At 71.0% G+C, this 15,464-nt stretch carries 15 protein-coding genes; 11 read left to right on the forward strand and 4 right to left on the reverse strand.

The features are described 5' to 3' along the window. Nucleotides 1–17 precede the first annotated feature (17 nt). From ACGFY5_RS23455 to ACGFY5_RS23495, 9 genes are all read left to right on the forward strand, one after another. Nucleotides 18–1,082: an LLM class F420-dependent oxidoreductase gene (locus tag ACGFY5_RS23455; protein WP_392722863.1), complete on the forward strand. Its 1,065-nt coding sequence runs from the start codon at nucleotides 18–20 to the stop codon at nucleotides 1,080–1,082. Next, nucleotides 1,079–1,915, forward strand: a complete 837-nt coding sequence (locus tag ACGFY5_RS23460; protein ID WP_392722865.1) for an undecaprenyl-diphosphate phosphatase — start codon at nucleotides 1,079–1,081, stop codon at nucleotides 1,913–1,915. The genes ACGFY5_RS23455 and ACGFY5_RS23460 overlap by 4 nt, the downstream gene beginning before the upstream one ends. Before the next feature lie 42 nt (nucleotides 1,916–1,957). After that, complete coding sequence (locus ACGFY5_RS23465; protein WP_392722867.1) at nucleotides 1,958–2,671, forward strand: histidine phosphatase family protein; 714 nt, start codon at nucleotides 1,958–1,960, stop codon at nucleotides 2,669–2,671. Nucleotides 2,672–2,722: 51 nt separating this feature from the next. Further along, a complete protein-coding gene (locus ACGFY5_RS23470) occupies nucleotides 2,723–3,250 on the forward strand; it encodes a DUF3090 family protein (protein ID WP_392722868.1) in 528 nt (175 codons plus the stop codon). Next, complete coding sequence (locus ACGFY5_RS23475) at nucleotides 3,247–4,068, forward strand: SCO1664 family protein (RefSeq protein WP_392723899.1); 822 nt, start codon at nucleotides 3,247–3,249, stop codon at nucleotides 4,066–4,068. The genes ACGFY5_RS23470 and ACGFY5_RS23475 overlap by 4 nt, the downstream gene beginning before the upstream one ends. Nucleotides 4,069–4,103: 35 nt before the next feature. Beyond that, the gene (locus ACGFY5_RS23480) at nucleotides 4,104–5,327 is read left to right on the forward strand and encodes a sensor histidine kinase (protein ID WP_392722870.1); all 1,224 of its coding nucleotides are present in this window, start codon (nucleotides 4,104–4,106) and stop codon (nucleotides 5,325–5,327) included. Beyond that, on the forward strand, nucleotides 5,324–5,980 hold the full coding sequence (locus ACGFY5_RS23485) for a response regulator (protein WP_392722872.1): 657 nt from the start codon (nucleotides 5,324–5,326) through the stop codon (nucleotides 5,978–5,980). The genes ACGFY5_RS23480 and ACGFY5_RS23485 overlap by 4 nt, the downstream gene beginning before the upstream one ends. Before the next feature lie 79 nt (nucleotides 5,981–6,059). Then, a complete protein-coding gene (locus tag ACGFY5_RS23490) occupies nucleotides 6,060–6,797 on the forward strand; it encodes an ABC transporter ATP-binding protein (RefSeq protein ID WP_392722873.1) in 738 nt (245 codons plus the stop codon). Further along, nucleotides 6,797–9,268 carry an FtsX-like permease family protein gene (locus ACGFY5_RS23495; RefSeq protein WP_392722875.1) on the forward strand — a complete coding sequence of 824 codons (2,472 nt, stop codon included), beginning with the start codon at nucleotides 6,797–6,799 and terminating at the stop codon, nucleotides 9,266–9,268. The genes ACGFY5_RS23490 and ACGFY5_RS23495 overlap by 1 nt, the downstream gene beginning before the upstream one ends. A gap of 46 nt (nucleotides 9,269–9,314) precedes the next feature. On the opposite strand, the gene mshC is transcribed toward ACGFY5_RS23495, so the two are convergent. Continuing rightward, nucleotides 9,315–10,538: a cysteine--1-D-myo-inosityl 2-amino-2-deoxy-alpha-D-glucopyranoside ligase gene (gene mshC / locus ACGFY5_RS23500; RefSeq protein WP_392722876.1), complete on the reverse strand. Its 1,224-nt coding sequence runs from the start codon at nucleotides 10,536–10,538 to the stop codon at nucleotides 9,315–9,317. Between the two features lie 185 nt (nucleotides 10,539–10,723). On the opposite strand from mshC, the gene ACGFY5_RS23505 reads away from it, so the two are divergent. Then, entirely contained in the window at nucleotides 10,724–12,163 is a 1,440-nt protein-coding gene (locus ACGFY5_RS23505; protein WP_392722877.1) for an amidohydrolase family protein, read from the forward strand. Here ACGFY5_RS23505 and ACGFY5_RS23510 read toward each other — a convergent pair. Beyond that, nucleotides 12,151–13,056, reverse strand: a complete 906-nt coding sequence (locus ACGFY5_RS23510) for a LysR family transcriptional regulator (RefSeq protein ID WP_392722878.1) — start codon at nucleotides 13,054–13,056, stop codon at nucleotides 12,151–12,153. The two genes, ACGFY5_RS23505 and ACGFY5_RS23510, sit on opposite strands and share 13 nt — an antisense overlap. Nucleotides 13,057–13,127: 71 nt before the next feature. On the opposite strand from ACGFY5_RS23510, the gene ACGFY5_RS23515 reads away from it, so the two are divergent. Next, nucleotides 13,128–13,772 (forward strand): SDR family NAD(P)-dependent oxidoreductase, encoded by a 645-nt coding sequence (locus ACGFY5_RS23515; RefSeq protein ID WP_392722879.1) that lies wholly within the window; start codon nucleotides 13,128–13,130, stop codon nucleotides 13,770–13,772. Here the strand turns inward: ACGFY5_RS23515 and ACGFY5_RS23520 are convergent. Beyond that, the gene (locus ACGFY5_RS23520) at nucleotides 13,766–14,455 is read right to left on the reverse strand and encodes a hypothetical protein (RefSeq protein ID WP_392722880.1); all 690 of its coding nucleotides are present in this window, start codon (nucleotides 14,453–14,455) and stop codon (nucleotides 13,766–13,768) included. The genes ACGFY5_RS23515 and ACGFY5_RS23520 overlap by 7 nt on opposite strands. 48 nt (nucleotides 14,456–14,503) lie before the next feature. Continuing rightward, complete coding sequence (locus ACGFY5_RS23525) at nucleotides 14,504–15,376, reverse strand: PAC2 family protein (RefSeq protein WP_392722881.1); 873 nt, start codon at nucleotides 15,374–15,376, stop codon at nucleotides 14,504–14,506. Nucleotides 15,377–15,464 lie beyond the last annotated feature (88 nt).

The following is a 15,464-nucleotide window of genomic DNA, read 5'->3' on the forward strand; positions in this document are numbered from 1 at the left end:
GCAGACGGGAGTGGCACGTGAAACTGGGGGTGAACCTCGGGTACTGGGGCGCGGGTAATGACGCCGCGAACCTGGAACTGGCCCGGGAAGCGGATCGTCTCGGCTGGTCGTCGGTGTGGGTGGCAGAGGCCTACGGGTCCGACGCCGCCACGGTGCTGGCCTGGGTCGCCGCCCAGACGGAGCAGATCGACATCGGCTCGGCCATCTTCCAGATCCCGGCGCGATCGCCGGCGATGACCGCGATGACCGCCGCGACGCTCGACACGCTGTCCGGCGGCCGGTTCCGGCTCGGTCTCGGCGTCTCCGGCCCGCAGGTTTCCGAGGGCTGGCACGGCGTCCGCTTCGACAAGCCGCTCGGCCGCACCCGGGAGTACGTCGACATCGTGCGGATGGCGCTGGAGCGCAAACGCCGGGTCAAATACGACGGCGCGCATTACCAGCTGCCGCTGCCGGACGGACCGGGCAAGGCGCTGATGCTGACCGTGCACCCGGTGCGCGACTACATCCCCACCTACCTGGCCGCGGTCGGCCCGAAGAACCTCGAGCTCGCCGGTGAGGTGGCCGACGGACTGCTCGCGATCTTCTACTCGACCGACTTCGGGCCCGAGCAGCTCGAGATCGTCGCGAAGGGCCGCGAGAAGGCCGGCAAGACGATGGAGGGCTTCGACGTCTGCGCCACGGTGCCGGTCGTCGTCGGTGACGACCCGGAGCGCTGCGCTGACGCGGTGCGCTGGTACGCGGGGCTGTACGTCGGTGGCATGGGCAGCCGCGAGAAGAACTTCTACAACCAGCTCGCCGTCCGGATGGGCTACGCGGACGCGGCCGCGGAAGTGCAGGAGAAGTACCTCAAGCGGGACTACGAGGGTGCGTACGCCGCGCTGCCGTTCGAGTTTCTCGACCGGACCTCGTTGCTCGGCCCGGTGGAGCGGATCGCCGAGGGGCTGCGCGCGCTGGCCGACGCCGGCGTCACGACGGTCGCCGTGGCGGCGTTCCCGGGCGAGCGCTCGGGCATCGAAACTCTGCAGGCAGTGGACGAGGCATACCGCCTCGCTTTCAACGATGGAGACGCGCGCACTCAGTGAATATCTTTGAAGCAGTCCTCCTCGGCGCCGTCGAGGGCTTCACCGAGTTCCTCCCGATCTCGAGCACCGGCCACCTGACGATCATCGAGAAGCTGCTCGGCTACCGGATCGACGACCCGGACATCACCGCGTTCACGGTGATCATCCAGTCCGGCGCGGTGCTGGCGACGATCATCTTCCTGCGCGAGACGATCATCCGGATGATCATCGGGTTCTTCGCCGGGCTGGCCGGCAAGCGCCCGAAGAGCGACCCCGACTTCCGGCTCGGCCTCGCGGTGATCATCGGTTCGATCCCGATCATCATCGTCGGGCTGCTCTTCCAGGACGCGATCGAGACGACATTGCGCAGCCTGTGGTTCGTCGGGTCCGCGCTGATCCTCTTCAGCGGCGTGATGTGGTTCGCCGACCGGGCGGCCACCCAGCGCCGTCACGAGGTGGACATCACCTGGAAGGACACGCTGATCATGGGCCTCGCGCAGTGCGCGGCCCTGATCCCCGGCGTCTCCCGATCGGGCGCCACGATGTCGGCCGGTCTGCTCCGTGACATCGACCGGGTGACGATCACCAAGCTCTCGTTCCTGCTCTCGATCCCGGCGCTGACCGGGGCGAGCATCCTGCAGGGCGTCACCGAGTACGACCGGATCTCCGGTGGCGTGGGCTGGGCCAACACGATCGTCGCGACCCTCGTCAGCTTCGTCGTCGGCTACATCTCGGTGTCCTGGCTGTTGAAGTTCATCGCGAAGCACAGCTACACGGTGTTCATCATCTACCGGGTGATCCTCGGCACGATCGTGCTTCTGCTGGTCGGAACCGGGGTCATCTCGGCGACGTAGTGTTGAGGTTTCTGCTCGCTTTACCGGGATGAGGTTGGACGTATGCCGACGCTGGTGCTGCTGCGGCACGGCCGGAGTACCGCGAACACCAGCGGGGTGCTCGCCGGCTGGACGCCCGGCGTCAACCTCGACGACCACGGCCGCAAGCAGGCCGAGGCGGTCGCCGAACGCCTCCGGCCGGTGCCGCTGGCGGCGATCGTGTCGAGCCCGCTCGACCGGTGCCAGCAGACCGTGGCACCGGTCTGGGCCGACCGGGACCTGACCCCGGTGATCGACGACCGACTGGGGGAGTGCAAGTACGGCGACTGGACCGGCCGGAAGCTCACCGAGTTGGTGAAGGAACCGCTCTGGAAGGTCGTCCAGCAGCACCCGTCGGCCGCGGTGTTCCCCGGCGAGGGCGGTGAGGGCCTGGCCGCCACCCAGGCCCGGGCGGTCGCCGCGGTGCGGGAGTGGAACGCCCGGGTCGAGGAGTCCTCCGGTAAGGACGCGGTCTGGCTCGCCTGCAGCCACGGCGACGTGATCAAGGCCATCCTCGCCGACGCCTACGGCATGCACCTCGACCTGTTCCAGCGGATCGTCGTCGACCCCTGCTCGGTGAGCATCATCCGGTACTCCGAAACCCGGCCCTTCGTGGTGCGGGTCAACGACATCGGGGGCGATGTGACGGGGTTGCTTCCCCCTCCGAAATCAGCCGATGACACCGAGCAGACCGACGAGTCGGACGCCGTCGTCGGCGGCGGTGCCGGCGCCGCCTGAGCCGGGGACCTCGTGGAGGCGGCACACGCCGGGACCGCGTAGGGTCGAGGCATGGCAGGTCAGGTCTACGCGTTCGAACGCCCCGAGAGGTTCGTCGCCGGGACGGTTGGGGAGCCCGGCGACCGCACCTTCTACCTGCAGGCCACCGATGAGAGCCGCACCGTCAGCGTGGTGCTCGAGAAGACTCAGGTGGCGCTGCTGGCGGAGCGGCTCGTCGAACTGCTCGAAGAAGCCCAGCGCAGGCTCGGCGCCGACACCGGCGACGAGCCCGACGACGTCGACACCGCGCCGCTGACGGCGCCGGTCGAGGAAGAGTTCCGGGTCGGAACGCTTTCGCTCGCCTGGGACGCCGAGTCGTCGACGGTCATCGTCGAGGCCACCGCGCAGTCGGACGACGAGGAAGCGCAGGAGGACGAGCTCGACAGCCTCCGGGTGCGGCTCACCGCGGTCGAGACCCGGGCGTTCGTCGCGCGGGCCGTGCGGGTCGTGGCCGCCGGGCGTCCGCCCTGCCCGCTCTGCGGTCTGCCGCTGGAGTCCGGTGGGCACGTCTGCCCCCGCCAGAACGGGTACCGGCGCTGAGCACAGCAGAACAGCCGGCGGCTCTCGATCCGGCCGAGGCCCTCGTCCTGCTCGCCACCGGTGAGCTGACGATCGAGGGGCGCCTGGTCGACGCCAGCAACGCCACCCTCCTCGCCGCCGTGAGCGCCAACGGCGTCAGCGCGGCCTGCGTCTACAAGCCGGTGCGCGGCGAGCGTCCGCTCTGGGACTTCCCGGACGGCACGCTCGCCGGACGGGAAGTCTCCGCATACCTGGTCGACCAGGCGCTCGGCTGGGATCTCGTACCGCCGACGCTGCTGCGCGACGGACCGTTCGGGCCCGGGATGTGTCAGCTGTGGATCGAATCCGAGTCCGTCGACGAGCTGGTCGACCTCCTGCCGGAGAACAAGGTTCCGAAGGGCTGGTTCCCGGTGTTCGGCGGCGTGGACGGCGGCGGCCGTGACGTCGTCGTGGCGCACGCCGACGACGTGCGGTTGCGCCGGCTGGCCGTGCTCGACGCGGTGACGAACAACGCCGACCGCAAGGGTGGGCACCTGCTGCTCACCGACGACGGTCACCTGTACGGCGTCGACCATGGCCTGTGCTTCCACGAGGAGACGAAACTCCGGACGCTGTTGTGGGGCTGGGGTGGTGAGCCGCTCGACGAGGAAGAGGTCGAGGCGCTGACCCGGCTGCGCGCCGAGCTCGAGCCGGAGGGGGTGCTGCGGGAGGCGCTCGAGGAACACCTCACGGTCACCGAGGTGGACACCACGGCCGCCCGGGTCGACCGCCTCCTCCGCTCCGCCCGCTTCCCAAGGCCCTCGTCCCGCCGCCACGTAGTCCCCTGGCCCCCGTTCTGAGCCGCCCCTCGTAGCGCGCGGTTACGCTCGGCCGCATGCGACACGTGCACCTGTGGCTCCGGGCGCACCCGTTGGTGTTCGACGGGCTGGCCGCCACGGTCGTCGCGCTGCTCTCGCTGATGCTGTTCGCGTCGGTCGGAGTCCAGGGGCATTGGTGGCAGGCGCTGTTCCCGCTCGCCTTCGTCGTGCCGGTCGCGCTGCGTAGCCGCCACCAGGTCGGTGCGCTCTACGCCACCGCCGCGCTCGGCCTGGTCACCTTGGCCACGTTCAGCTTCCCGCACCCGGCGATCCTGTACGCCGGCATCGTCATGGCGTACTCGGCGTCCGCGTACGCCCCGCGCACGCACGCTCGCGCCGCCCTGGCGTTGAGCGTCGTCTTCGGTGTCATCGGGGGCGTCAAGTGGTCGTATCTGGTGCTGAGTCTCACCGGAACCTCGTACGACCTGCACGAGCTCGCGCTGCGGAACCAGGCCATCGCGCTGAGCGTCTCGATCGGCGTGTGCAGTGCGCCGCTGCTCATGGCCTGGCTGTGGGGTGGGGTCGTGCACGCACGGCACGCGTACCTGCAGGAGGCGCTCGACCGTGCCTCCCGGCTCGAACGCGAACGGGATGCGCTGGCTCGCCTCGCCGTCGTCGAGGAGCGCGGCCGCATCGCCCGCGACCTGCACGACGTCGTCGCCCACAGTCTTTCGGTCGTGGTGCTGCAGGCGGACGGGGCCCGACACGTCCTGGAGTCCGATCCGGCGCGGGCCGCTGTCGCGCTCGAAACCATCGGCCGCACGGGTCGTGAGGCCACCGCGGAGATGCGTCGGCTGCTCGGGGTGCTGCGGAGCCCCCAGTCCGCCTCTCGGGCGCCGCAGCCCGACCTCGGTCAGCTCGAGACGCTGGTCAGCCAGGTCCGCGAGTCCGGACTGCCGGTCACGCTGCACGTGACCGGTGACCTGGCGAGCGTCCCCGCCGGCGCCGGCCTGTCGGCCTACCGGATCGTGCAGGAAGCCCTCACCAACTCCGTCAAACACGGCGGTCCGTCCGTGCAGGCCGAGGTCAGCGTCGTGGTGCAGCCCGACGGGCTTTCCGTCTCCATTGCCGACGACGGACGCGGCGCCGCCGCAGCCAACGACGGTGCGGGCCTCGGACTGCTGGGCATGCGGGAACGGGCCGCGGCGGTCGGCGGGGAGGTCACAGCGGGACCGCGACCCGGCGGCGGCTTCGCGGTCACGGCGTTCCTTCCGACCGAGAAAGCGGTGGTCAGGCAGTGATTCGGGTGCTGCTGGTGGATGACCAGGAGCTGGTGCGCAGCGGGCTGCGGATGGTGCTCGACGCGCAGGACGGTCTCGTTGTCGTCGACGAGGCCGGCGACGGGCAGGCCGCCGTCGAGCGTGTCCGCGCCGGTGGGGTGGACGTCGTCGTCATGGACGTGCGGATGCCGCGCCTGGACGGCGTCGGCGCCACCGAACGCATCGCCGCGCTCCCGGACCCGCCGCGGGTCCTCCTGCTCACGACCTTCGATCTGGACGAGTACGCGTTCGCGGGCCTCCGCGCCGGTGCTGCCGGGTTCCTGCTCAAGGACGTCCCGACGACCGAACTGGTGAGCGCGATCCGCGCGGTCCACGAGGGCGACGCGGTCGTGGCCCCGTCGACCACCCGTCGGCTGCTCGACCGGTTCCTCCCGCACCTGCCAGGGTCGCAGGCAGCAGAGGACGTCTTCGCCGAGCTCACCGCCCGCGAACGCGAAGTACTCGTGCTCCTCGCGAAAGGCCTCTCGAACCTCGAGATCTCCGAAGCCCTGTTCCTCAGCGAAGGAACCGTGAAGACGCACGTCAGCCGCGTGCTGACCAAGCTCGGCGTCCGCGACCGCGTGCAGGCGGTGGTACTGGCTTACCAGTCGGGGCTCGTAGGTCTCGAGCGGTAGTCGCATCAGCCGAAAGACAGACCTCGATCACGACGTACGCCAGACGCTCTCCCATCGCGCAATTCGTAGCGTTTCTGTCATGAACATGGCGGCAGTGACAGCGATCGACCTCACGAAGACCTACGGCACCGGCAACACCCGGGTCAGCGCTCTGCGTGGGGTGTCGCTCGCGGTGGGGACCGGGCAGTTCGTCGCGATCATGGGGCCGTCGGGCTCCGGGAAGTCGACGCTCCTGCACTGCCTGGCCGGCCTCGACAGACCGACGTCCGGCCGGGTCCGCATCGGTAACGACGGTCTCGACGGGCTCTCCGACGGGCGCCTGACCCGCCTGCGCCGGGACGCTGTCGGCTTCGTGTTCCAGTCGTTCAACCTGCTCCCGACGCTGTCCGCGGCCGAGAACATCCTGCTGCCACTGCGTCTTGCCGGACGTCGTCCTGATGGTGAATGGCTCGACCGGGTGATCGACCTGCTGGGACTCGCGGACCGGATGCACCACCGGCCGAATCAGCTGTCCGGAGGACAGCAGCAGCGGGTGGCTGTCGCACGCGCGCTGATCACGCGGCCGTCGGTGATCTTCGCGGACGAGCCGACCGGGAACCTGGACTCGCGGTCGGGTGCCGAGGTGCTCAGCCTGCTGCGTGCCAGCGTGCGCGAGCTGGGCCAGACCGTCGTGATGGTGACCCACGACCCGCGCGCGGCCGGTTACGCCGACCGGGTCGTGTTCCTCGCCGACGGCCGGATCGTCGACGACGCCACGAACCCCACACCCGAGGGCGTCCTCGAGCGGATGGCGCGGCTGGAAGTGCAGGCCGCCTGATGCTGCGCGTCGCGCTCTCCCGGGTCCGCCACCAGTTCGGATCCCTCCTGCTCGTCTCCCTGGCGGTGGCAGCCGCCGTCGCCTTCATCGCCTCCACCTTCACGCTGGGCGACGCCATCCGCGCGGCCGTCTATCGGGAAACCGCGGCTCAGGCCGAGCACGTCGCGGCCCACGCCGAGGGCCCGCTGACCGATGCGGACGTCCGCACCCTGACCGCGATGCCGGGCGTCACAGCCGTGCAGCCGCGCGCCGACTTCGGCACGATCACGCTGCTCGAAACGGACGGGAAGGTCGTCCGGGTACCGGGGCAGCCGATTCTGTCCGCGTTCGTGGCGCCGGTCGACCCGGTCCTCTCCGACCGCGACCTGACCGCCGGTGCGTTTCCGACGAAGTCCGGCGAGCTCGTCGTCCCCTCGGCGCTGGCCGACGAGCGGGGCTGGAAGCCCGGAACGCACGTGCGTGTCCTGGACACCGCACGGGGTGAGCACGACTTCACGATCACCGGCCTGGTCGAGGGCCGCGTCGAGGAGGGCACCGCGGGCCTGCTCCCCACCGACTTCTCCACGCTCCTGGGCCAGAAGGAGTGGTCGGCGCTCGACGTGACCGGCACGGTGACGCCCGAGGCGGTCCGTGCAGCTCTGGGCACCGACATCACCGTCGTTTCCGGACCCGAATACGCCGACCAACTCGCGTCTGCGCAGCTCGGCGGCTCGATCACTGCGATCATCGAGGGGCTGCAGCTCTTCGCCTGGGTCGCGGTCGTGGTGGCGGCGGCGGTCGCGTACAACGCGTTCGGCATCGTGCTGGCGCAGCGTCAGCGTGAGGTGGCGCTGGTGCGCTGCGTCGGCGCCGGGCGCGGGCAGGTGTTCCGCGCGACGATCGTCGAAGCGGCGGCAGCCGGTCTGCTCGCCGCGGTGATCGGGTACGTCGCCGGGCAGGGCCTAGCGGCGATCGCCACGTACGGGCTGACGTCCGTCGGAGCCGCTCCGGACAGCCTCCGGGTGACGTTCTCCCCGGTGGCGGCGGTGGTGGCGCTGATCGTCGGGGTGTCGGTGTCGGTGCTCGCCGCGGTACTGCCCGCGTGGTCGGCCACCCGCGTCGCGCCGGTGCGGGCGCTGTCCGACCAGCCGGAACTGATCGACGACAAGCGGGTGGGCTTTCTCCGGGCCGGAATCGGGCTGCTGCTCGCCGCAGCGGGGTCGGCCCTCGCCTGGTACGCCGCCGACCAGCACGACAGCTGGACCGGCATCGGCGGAGGGTTCCTGGTCGTGCTCGCATTGCTGGTGCTCGGGCCGGTCGTCGTCGGTCCGCTGGTGCGGGTCGTCGGCTTCCCCGGACGCCTGGCCGGAGCCGCCGGGCACCTGGCCGCGGCGAACGGCGCGCGCCACCCGCGGCGCACCGCCGCCGTGACGAACGCGCTGACGATCGGCATCGGCCTCGCCATCGTGATGCTGGTCGGGTTCGCGTCGTTGGAGAAGACCGCGAACGCGCAGCTGACCGGCGTCTATTCGGCGGACTTCACGCTCACGAGCGTGGGGGCGACCGCGCTGCCGGCCGGGCTCGCGGACACGCTGCGGCAGACACCCGAGCTGCAGGCCCCGGTGCCGGTCCGCTCGCACGACGCCGACCAGATCGCCGGGAAGAACGCCACGCTCGGCACCACCGTTGCTGCGGTCGAACCGGGAGACCTCCGGGCGCACCTTCCGGCGAAGTACACGAAGTCCGGCGACCTGCGCGACTTCGGTCCCGGCCGGGTGGTGGTCACGGGTCAGGCCGCGAAGGATCTCGGCGGCCTGAACGCCGGTGACACCGTGCGGGTCGAGAACACCGCGCTGCGGGTCGCGGCGGTGGTCGAGGGCGGTAACAGCTCGCCGTTCGGGCCGCTGACGTTCGATCCGGCCGACTTCGCCCGCTGGTACGGCTCGACCGCCCCCACCGGGCTGCTGGTCTGGGCGAAGCCCGGCGTCGACGCCGGAACCGCCCGGGCCGCGATCGACGACACGCTCGTCGCGACGCCGGACGTCGAGGTGCAGGATCTCGCCGGCGCGCTGGCGCAGTTGGAGTCCGAGATCAACGGCTACCTCACGGCCGGTGGGCTGCTGATCGGCATGGCGGTGTTCGTCGCGGTGCTCGGCGTGATGGTGACGCTGACGCTGTCGGTGTTCGAGCGCCGCCGGGAGATCGCGGTGCTGCGGGCGTTGGGGCTGACCCGCGGTCAGCTGTACACCACGTTGACGCTGGAGGGCGCGATCATGGCGCTGCTCGCGGCGGTGCTGGGCACGGTGCTGGGGCTCGGTCTCGGGGTGGCCGGGACGTTCGCGGCGTTCGGCACCGACGAGGACCTGCGGATCGGGTTGCCGCTGGTGCCGATCGCCGGGGTGCTGGCCGGGGCCGCGGTGATCGGCATGCTCGCGGCCCTCCCCCCGGCGCGCCGGGCGTCGAGGACGGCTCCGGTGGAGGCCCTCGGGTGAGGCCTGCACGGTTTGGAGGGCTATGACCCACCAAACCGTGCACGGCTCAGAGGGCGATGCCGAGGAGGGCGTCGAGCGTGGAGTGCACCAGGGCGGGGGCGGTGGGGTCGGAGCCCTCGCGCGCGACCCAGTCGTCGACGGCCCGGATCGCGCCCGGGCTGTCGAGGTCGTCGGCCAGCCGCTCTCGCACGGTCGCCAGCAGCTCGACCGCCGACGGGCCGGTGGCCCGCGCCGTCGCGTCCCGCCAGCGGGCCAGCCGCTCCTGTGCCTCGTCCAGCGCGGCCGACGTCCACGCGCGGTCGGACCGGTAGTGACCGGACAGCAGCGCGAGCCGGACCGCCATCGGGTCGACCCCGTCGCCCCGCAACCGCGACACGAACACCAGATTTCCGCGCGACTTCGACATCTTCTCGCCGTCCAGGCCGATCATCCCGGTATGGACGTAGTGCTTCGCGAACGGCCACTGGTCCGCGGCCGCCTCGGCGTGCAGCGCGGACATCTCGTGGTGCGGGAAGACGAGGTCCGAGCCGCCGCCCTGGACGTCGATGCCCATGCCGAGGCGGTTGACCGCGATCGCCGCGCACTCCACGTGCCAGCCGGGGCGCCCGGGCCCGACCGGCGACGGCCAGCGCGGTTCACCCTCCCGGGCGCCACGCCACAGCAACGGGTCGAGCGCGTTCCGCTTGCCGGGCCGCTCCGGATCCCCACCGCGTTCGGCGAAGAAGTTCAGCATCGTCGAATGGTCGTACCCCGACTCGTAGCCGAAGCGCGCAGCGGCCGCGACGTCCTGGTAGACGTCGCCCGTCCCGTCCTCGAGCCGGTAGGCCACCCCGATCGACACGAGCTTCTCGACCAGCTCGGCGATCTCCTCGACGGCCTCCACGACACCCACGTAGTGCGCCGGCGGGATGACCCGCAGCGCGGTCATGTCCTCGCGGAACAGCGCGGTCTCCCGCATACCGAGCACGATCCAGTCCTCGCCGTCGCGGTCGGCGCGCTCGAACAGCGGGTCGTCGACGTCGGTGACGTTCTGGACGAACATGACCTCGTGCCCGTTGTCGCGCCAGACCCGGTTCACGAGATCGAACGCGAGGTACGTGGCGGCGTGACCGAGGTGCGTCGCGTCGTAGGGCGTGATGCCGCAGACGTACATCCGGGCGACGGGCCCGGGCTCCGTCGGCCGCACCTCGTGCGTCGCCGAGTCGTACAGCCGCAGCGGGATGCCGGTTCCGGGGAGAAGGGGCACGTCAGGGTGCGGCCAGCTCTGCATTCCCCGAGCGTAACCGGGATTCTCGTCATTCAGAATGTCCGTCCTGCGGACAAGCGTCCGCTGAACGGCTAGGGGTTGACACGTCACCGTTCTCGCACGAAGGTGCAGTCAGCAGCTCCGCGCTCGCTGTGCGGACATACGTCCGGACAGAGTTCGTACCGGGACGACGAAGGAGTCGAACACCCATGACCGACCAGTTCCAGCCCGGCCGTCCGATCGTGCTGCGGGGCGGCACCGTCCTGCCGATGGACGCTACCAAGTCGGTGCTGCGCGACACCGATGTCCTCGTCGTCGGCGACACGATCGAGGCCATCGGTCCGAACCTGTCGGTGCCGGAGGGCACCCAGGAGATCGACGCCCGCGGCGGCATCGTGATGCCCGGCATGATCGACACCCACCGGCACATGTGGCAGACCGCGATGCGCGGCTACGGCGCCGACTGGACGCTCACCCAGTACTTCGTCTTCTACTACCTCCAGCACGGCAAGTCGTTCCGGCCGGAGGACATCTACGCCGGCAACCTGCTGTCCGCGATCGAGGCGCTCGACGCCGGTGTCACCACCACCGTCGACTGGTCGCACAACAACCACACCACCCAGCACGCCGACGCCGCTGTCGACGCCCTCGAGGCGATTCCCGGCCGGTTCGTGTTCGCCTACGGCAACATCCAGGGCGGCGCGTGGGAGTGGGCCACCACGCCGGACTTCCGCGACTTCGTCGAGCGGCGCATGCACCGCGGCGACATGCTCGGCTTCCAGATGGCGTTCGACGTCACCGGCGACCCGGCGTTTCCCGAGAAGGCCGCGTTCGAGGTGGCCCGCGACCTCGGCGCGACCGTCACCACGCACGCCGGCGTGTGGGGCGCGACGAACGACGACGGCATCCGGCTGATGTACGACAACGGCTTCATGACGCCGGGCACCGTCTACGTGCACGCCGCGACGCTGTCCGACGACTCGTACCAGCGGATCGCGGCGACCGGCGGCTCCGTGTCGGTCTCTACCGAGAGCGAGCAGAGCTGCGGTCAGGGCTACCCGCCCACCTGGGTGCTGCGCAAGCACAACGTCCCGGTCTCGCTGTCGATGGACACCAGTGTCTGGTGGAGCGGCGACCTGTTCTCCGCGATGCGGGCGACGCTCGGCGCCGACCGTTCCCGCGAGCACCTCGAGGCCCACAAGAACGGCGACACCGTCACCCACTCGCACCTGCGCGCCGACCAGGTCGTCGAGTACGCGACCCGCGGTGGGGCGGCGGCGCTGGGCCGGGACAACCTGGGTCAGCTCGCGGCCGGCAAGAAGGCCGACGTCGTGCTGATCAAGAACGACAGCTCGCCGGTGATGTTCCCGCTGCTCAACCCGTACGGACACGTGGCGTTCCAGGCGCAGCGCGGCGACGTGCACACCGTGCTGGTCGACGGCAAGGTCGTCAAGCACGACGGCAAGCTGGTCGGCATCGACCTGGCCGCCGCGCGCACGGCGATCGAATCGACTGTCGAATACCTGCAGGAGACGCTCGGTACTGAGGCCTGGGAAGCCGGCATGAACCCCGACATCCCGGAGACCAAGGTCCTCGACAACCCCTACACGTACACCGACTACCGCAGCGCTTCCACTCACGAGGCCTGATCGACGGTGAGGTCCGTGGTCGCGGCGAGGGCCGCGACCACGGACACCACGTTGCGGATCAGCGGGGTGTCGTCCCGCCAGGTCACCACGGTTTCGGCGACCTCGCCCTCCAGCGGCACGTACACCACACCACCGCCGCGCAGGCTGCGTGACGACGCGGCCAGCCGGGTGACGCCCACCCCGGCGGCGACCAGCGCGAGCAGGTTCTGCACGCTGCTTCCCTCGGCCACGACGCGGGGTTCGTACCCGGCCGCCGCGTACTCGGCGTCGTACCTGACGTGCCAGGGCAGCCAGGAGTCGCGCGGGGTGAGCACCCAGGGCTCGTCCTTCAGCTCCGCGAGGTGGAGGGCGCCGCGCAGAGCGAGCGGGTGCCCCGACGGCAGCACCGCGCACGTCGGCTCGGTGGCGATCACCCGGGTGCGCAGGTCGTCCACGCACGGCGGACGCCCGAACCCCACGTCGTAACGCCCGGACCGCAGACCGGTCACCATCTCCGCGATCGACACCGCGTCGGTCGTCAGCTCCCAGTCCGGGAACCGTTCCCGCAGTGCTCGGACGATCGGCGGCAGCAGCGTGTTCGCCGCCGACGCGAGGAACGCGAGGTCCACCTGGCCGATCTCGCCCCGCGCCGCCCGCGCGGCCACGGCCGTGGCCAGTCCGGCGCGTTCGAGCACCGCCCGCGCCTCGGGCAGGAACACTTCGCCCACAGCGGTCAGCCGCGTGCCTCGGGTGTCCCGATCGAACAATCGGGTCTTCAACCGCCGTTCCAGCGCAGCGATCTGCTGCGACAACGACTGCTGCGCGATCCCCAGTCGCGCGGCCGCCGCGGTGACGCTCAGCTCCTCGGCCACCGCCACGAAGTAGCGCAGGTGCCGCAGCTCGAGGTCGCTCACAGGCTCGGACTGTAACCGCAACCGGCGACCGGTGTTGGCGGAGCGCCCTGCCGCCGGGTGAGGCTCGGGCCATGACAAAGACCTGGTTGATCACCGGCTGCTCCTCCGGCTTCGGCCGCGAGATCGCGCTCGCTGCGCTCGCCGCCGGGGACAACGTTCTCGCTACCGCGCGCAAGCCGGAAGTCCTCGCCGACCTGGTCGGCGAAAGCCTGAGAACCGCTGCTCTCGACGTCACTGAGCCCGGCGCCGCAGCGACGGCCGAACAGGGCCACGGCACGATCGTGCAGATCAGCTCGATGGGCGGCCAGCTGGCGTTCGCCGGCGTCGGCGCCTACTGCGCGGCGAAGTTCGCGCTCGAAGGGCTGTCCGAGGCGCTCGCCGCCGAGCTCGAGCCGCACGGCGTCCGCGTGCTGATCGTCGAGCCCGGCGCGTTCCGCACCGAGTTCAACGGCGGACGGATGGTCGCGTCCGCACCGCTGGAGGCCTACCGGGACACCGTGGGCACGACCCGCCGGAACCTCCAAGAGGGCGACGGCACCCAGCCGGGTGACCCGGCCAAGGCCGCGCGCATCATCGTCGACACGGTCGGCTCCGACGACGCCCCACTGCGCCTGCCGCTGGGCCGCGACGCCGTCGACGCCCTCCGCGCTCACCAGACCGGGCTAGCCGACGACCTGACGAAGTGGGAACGCGTCAGCGTCGCGACCAGCTACTGAGCGTCCTTGCCGCCGCGGTACGCCAGCAACGCGACGGCGCACGGCAGCAGGCACGCCCAGAGAAGGCCCCAGCCGTAGTCCTCGGTGTCCGCCGGTGGCCCCCGATACGCGACGAGGTAGGCCACCGCCGTCACCGGCACCGGGCCGAGAAGCGTCCAGACCGCGAGTTTGACGCCGAGGAGCCCCGACCGGCGCCTCCGGGGGAGGACTCCCGCCACGAACGCGCCGAGCCCGACCCAGCTGACGAGCAACGCGACCGCGACGCCGCTCGCCGCACGGGGAAGAAACGTCGACACCTGGTCCCGCACGGCGACTTCGACCACCTCGCCGCACCAGATCCGTAACCGTGCCGGGTCGCCCACCCGGGCCACGTGCTCGACGTTGCTGGGCACGTGTTTCGTCCACCGGCTGCCGTCGGCCCGCCGCACCTCCAGCCCCCAGGACGGGTTGCCGCGCGGCGGGATGCTCTCCCACCGCCGGACGACCCGTCCGGATTCACCGGGCAGGCAGTCGGCGCGGCCGGTCGCGCAGCCGACGGTCTCGCGGGCGTAGACCCGCAACTCGCCGAGCGGCGTGTCAGCCCACTCCAACCCGGCGATGATCAGCACGGCGCCGACGGCGGCCAGCACCGACCGGCCCGGTGAGAAGTTCAGCGGGACGACTTCCGGTGACGCCTCGGACATGGCGGCTCCGACGGAACGCGGGCCTCCAGGATCGCCGGAGCGTCAAGCTCAGACCGCGGGGCCGCCCGGGCCCGCGGTGCCGCCCCGGCGGCGGAGGTACTTCTCGAACTCGCGCGCGAGATCCTCACCCGACGCCTGGGGGAGCGGCTCGTCCCCGTCCCGCTGCTCCAGCGTCCGGATGTACTCCGCCATGTCCGCGTCCGACGCCGCGAGCTCGTTCACCTGCGACTCCCACGCCGCAGCGCGCTCCGCGAGCTCACCCATCGGCACCCGCATGTCGAGCACGTTCTCCAGCGTGTGCAGCAGCGCGAGCGTCGCCTTCGGGTTCGGCGCCTGGGCGACGTAGTGCGGCACCTGCGCCCAGTACGACAGCGACGGGATCTCGGCACGCACGCACGCGTCGTGCAGCACGCCGACGATGCCGGTCGGCCCCTCGTACTTGGTCTGCTGCACGTCGTACCGGTTGGCCATCTCCGGGTCCGACGCACTGCCGGTGACCGGGAACTGGCGCGAGTGCGGTGTGTCGGCCAGCAGCGCGCCGAGCAGGATCACCTGCTCGACGTCGAGCGCGTGGAACAGCTCCAGGATCTCCTCGCAGAAGCCCCGCCAGCGCATGTTCGGCTCGATGCCGCGGACCAGCACGACGTCGCGCTCGGCCTCGGGCGGGGTGCAGGTGGAAACCCGGGTGGTGGGCCATTCGATGCGCCGGCCGCTGGGGTCTTCGGACATCGAGACCAGCGGACGGTTCACCTGGAAGTCGTAGTAGTCGTCGGGGTCGATCTCGGCGACCGGCTTGGCCTGCCACTCCAGTTCGAGGTGCTCGACCACCGCGGTCGCTGCGTCACCCGCGTCGTTCCAGCCCTCGAAGGCGGCGATGACGATGGGGGAACGCAGCACAGGTAGTCCGTCGAACTCGGTCACAGAACCACCCTACGCGGGACGCAAGCCGGGAGGGGCGGCGCGCACGGCGATGACCGGGATGCCCCGAAAAGCCCCAGCGCCTCGATGA

The sequence above is a fragment of the Cryptosporangium sp. NPDC048952 genome (assembly GCF_043197895.1).
Classification (GTDB): Bacteria; Actinomycetota; Actinomycetes; order Mycobacteriales; family Cryptosporangiaceae; genus Cryptosporangium.

Bases quoted from the DNA above. Each gene is read 5' to 3' on its own strand.
- ACGFY5_RS23515 (WP_392722879.1), top strand. From the start codon at position 13,128: ATGACAAAGACCTGGTTGATCACCGGCTGCTCCTCCGGCTTCGGCCGC.
- ACGFY5_RS23465 (WP_392722867.1), top strand. From the start codon at position 1,958: ATGCCGACGCTGGTGCTGCTGCGGCACGGCCGGAGTACCGCGAACACC.
- ACGFY5_RS23520 (WP_392722880.1), bottom strand. From the start codon at position 14,455: ATGTCCGAGGCGTCACCGGAAGTCGTCCCGCTGAACTTCTCACCGGGC.
- ACGFY5_RS23480 (WP_392722870.1), top strand. From the start codon at position 4,104: ATGCGACACGTGCACCTGTGGCTCCGGGCGCACCCGTTGGTGTTCGAC.
- ACGFY5_RS23490 (WP_392722873.1), top strand. From the start codon at position 6,060: ATGAACATGGCGGCAGTGACAGCGATCGACCTCACGAAGACCTACGGC.
- ACGFY5_RS23505 (WP_392722877.1), top strand. From the start codon at position 10,724: ATGACCGACCAGTTCCAGCCCGGCCGTCCGATCGTGCTGCGGGGCGGC.
- ACGFY5_RS23495 (WP_392722875.1), top strand. From the start codon at position 6,797: ATGCTGCGCGTCGCGCTCTCCCGGGTCCGCCACCAGTTCGGATCCCTC.
- ACGFY5_RS23470 (WP_392722868.1), top strand. From the start codon at position 2,723: ATGGCAGGTCAGGTCTACGCGTTCGAACGCCCCGAGAGGTTCGTCGCC.
- mshC (WP_392722876.1), bottom strand. From the start codon at position 10,538: ATGCAGAGCTGGCCGCACCCTGACGTGCCCCTTCTCCCCGGAACCGGC.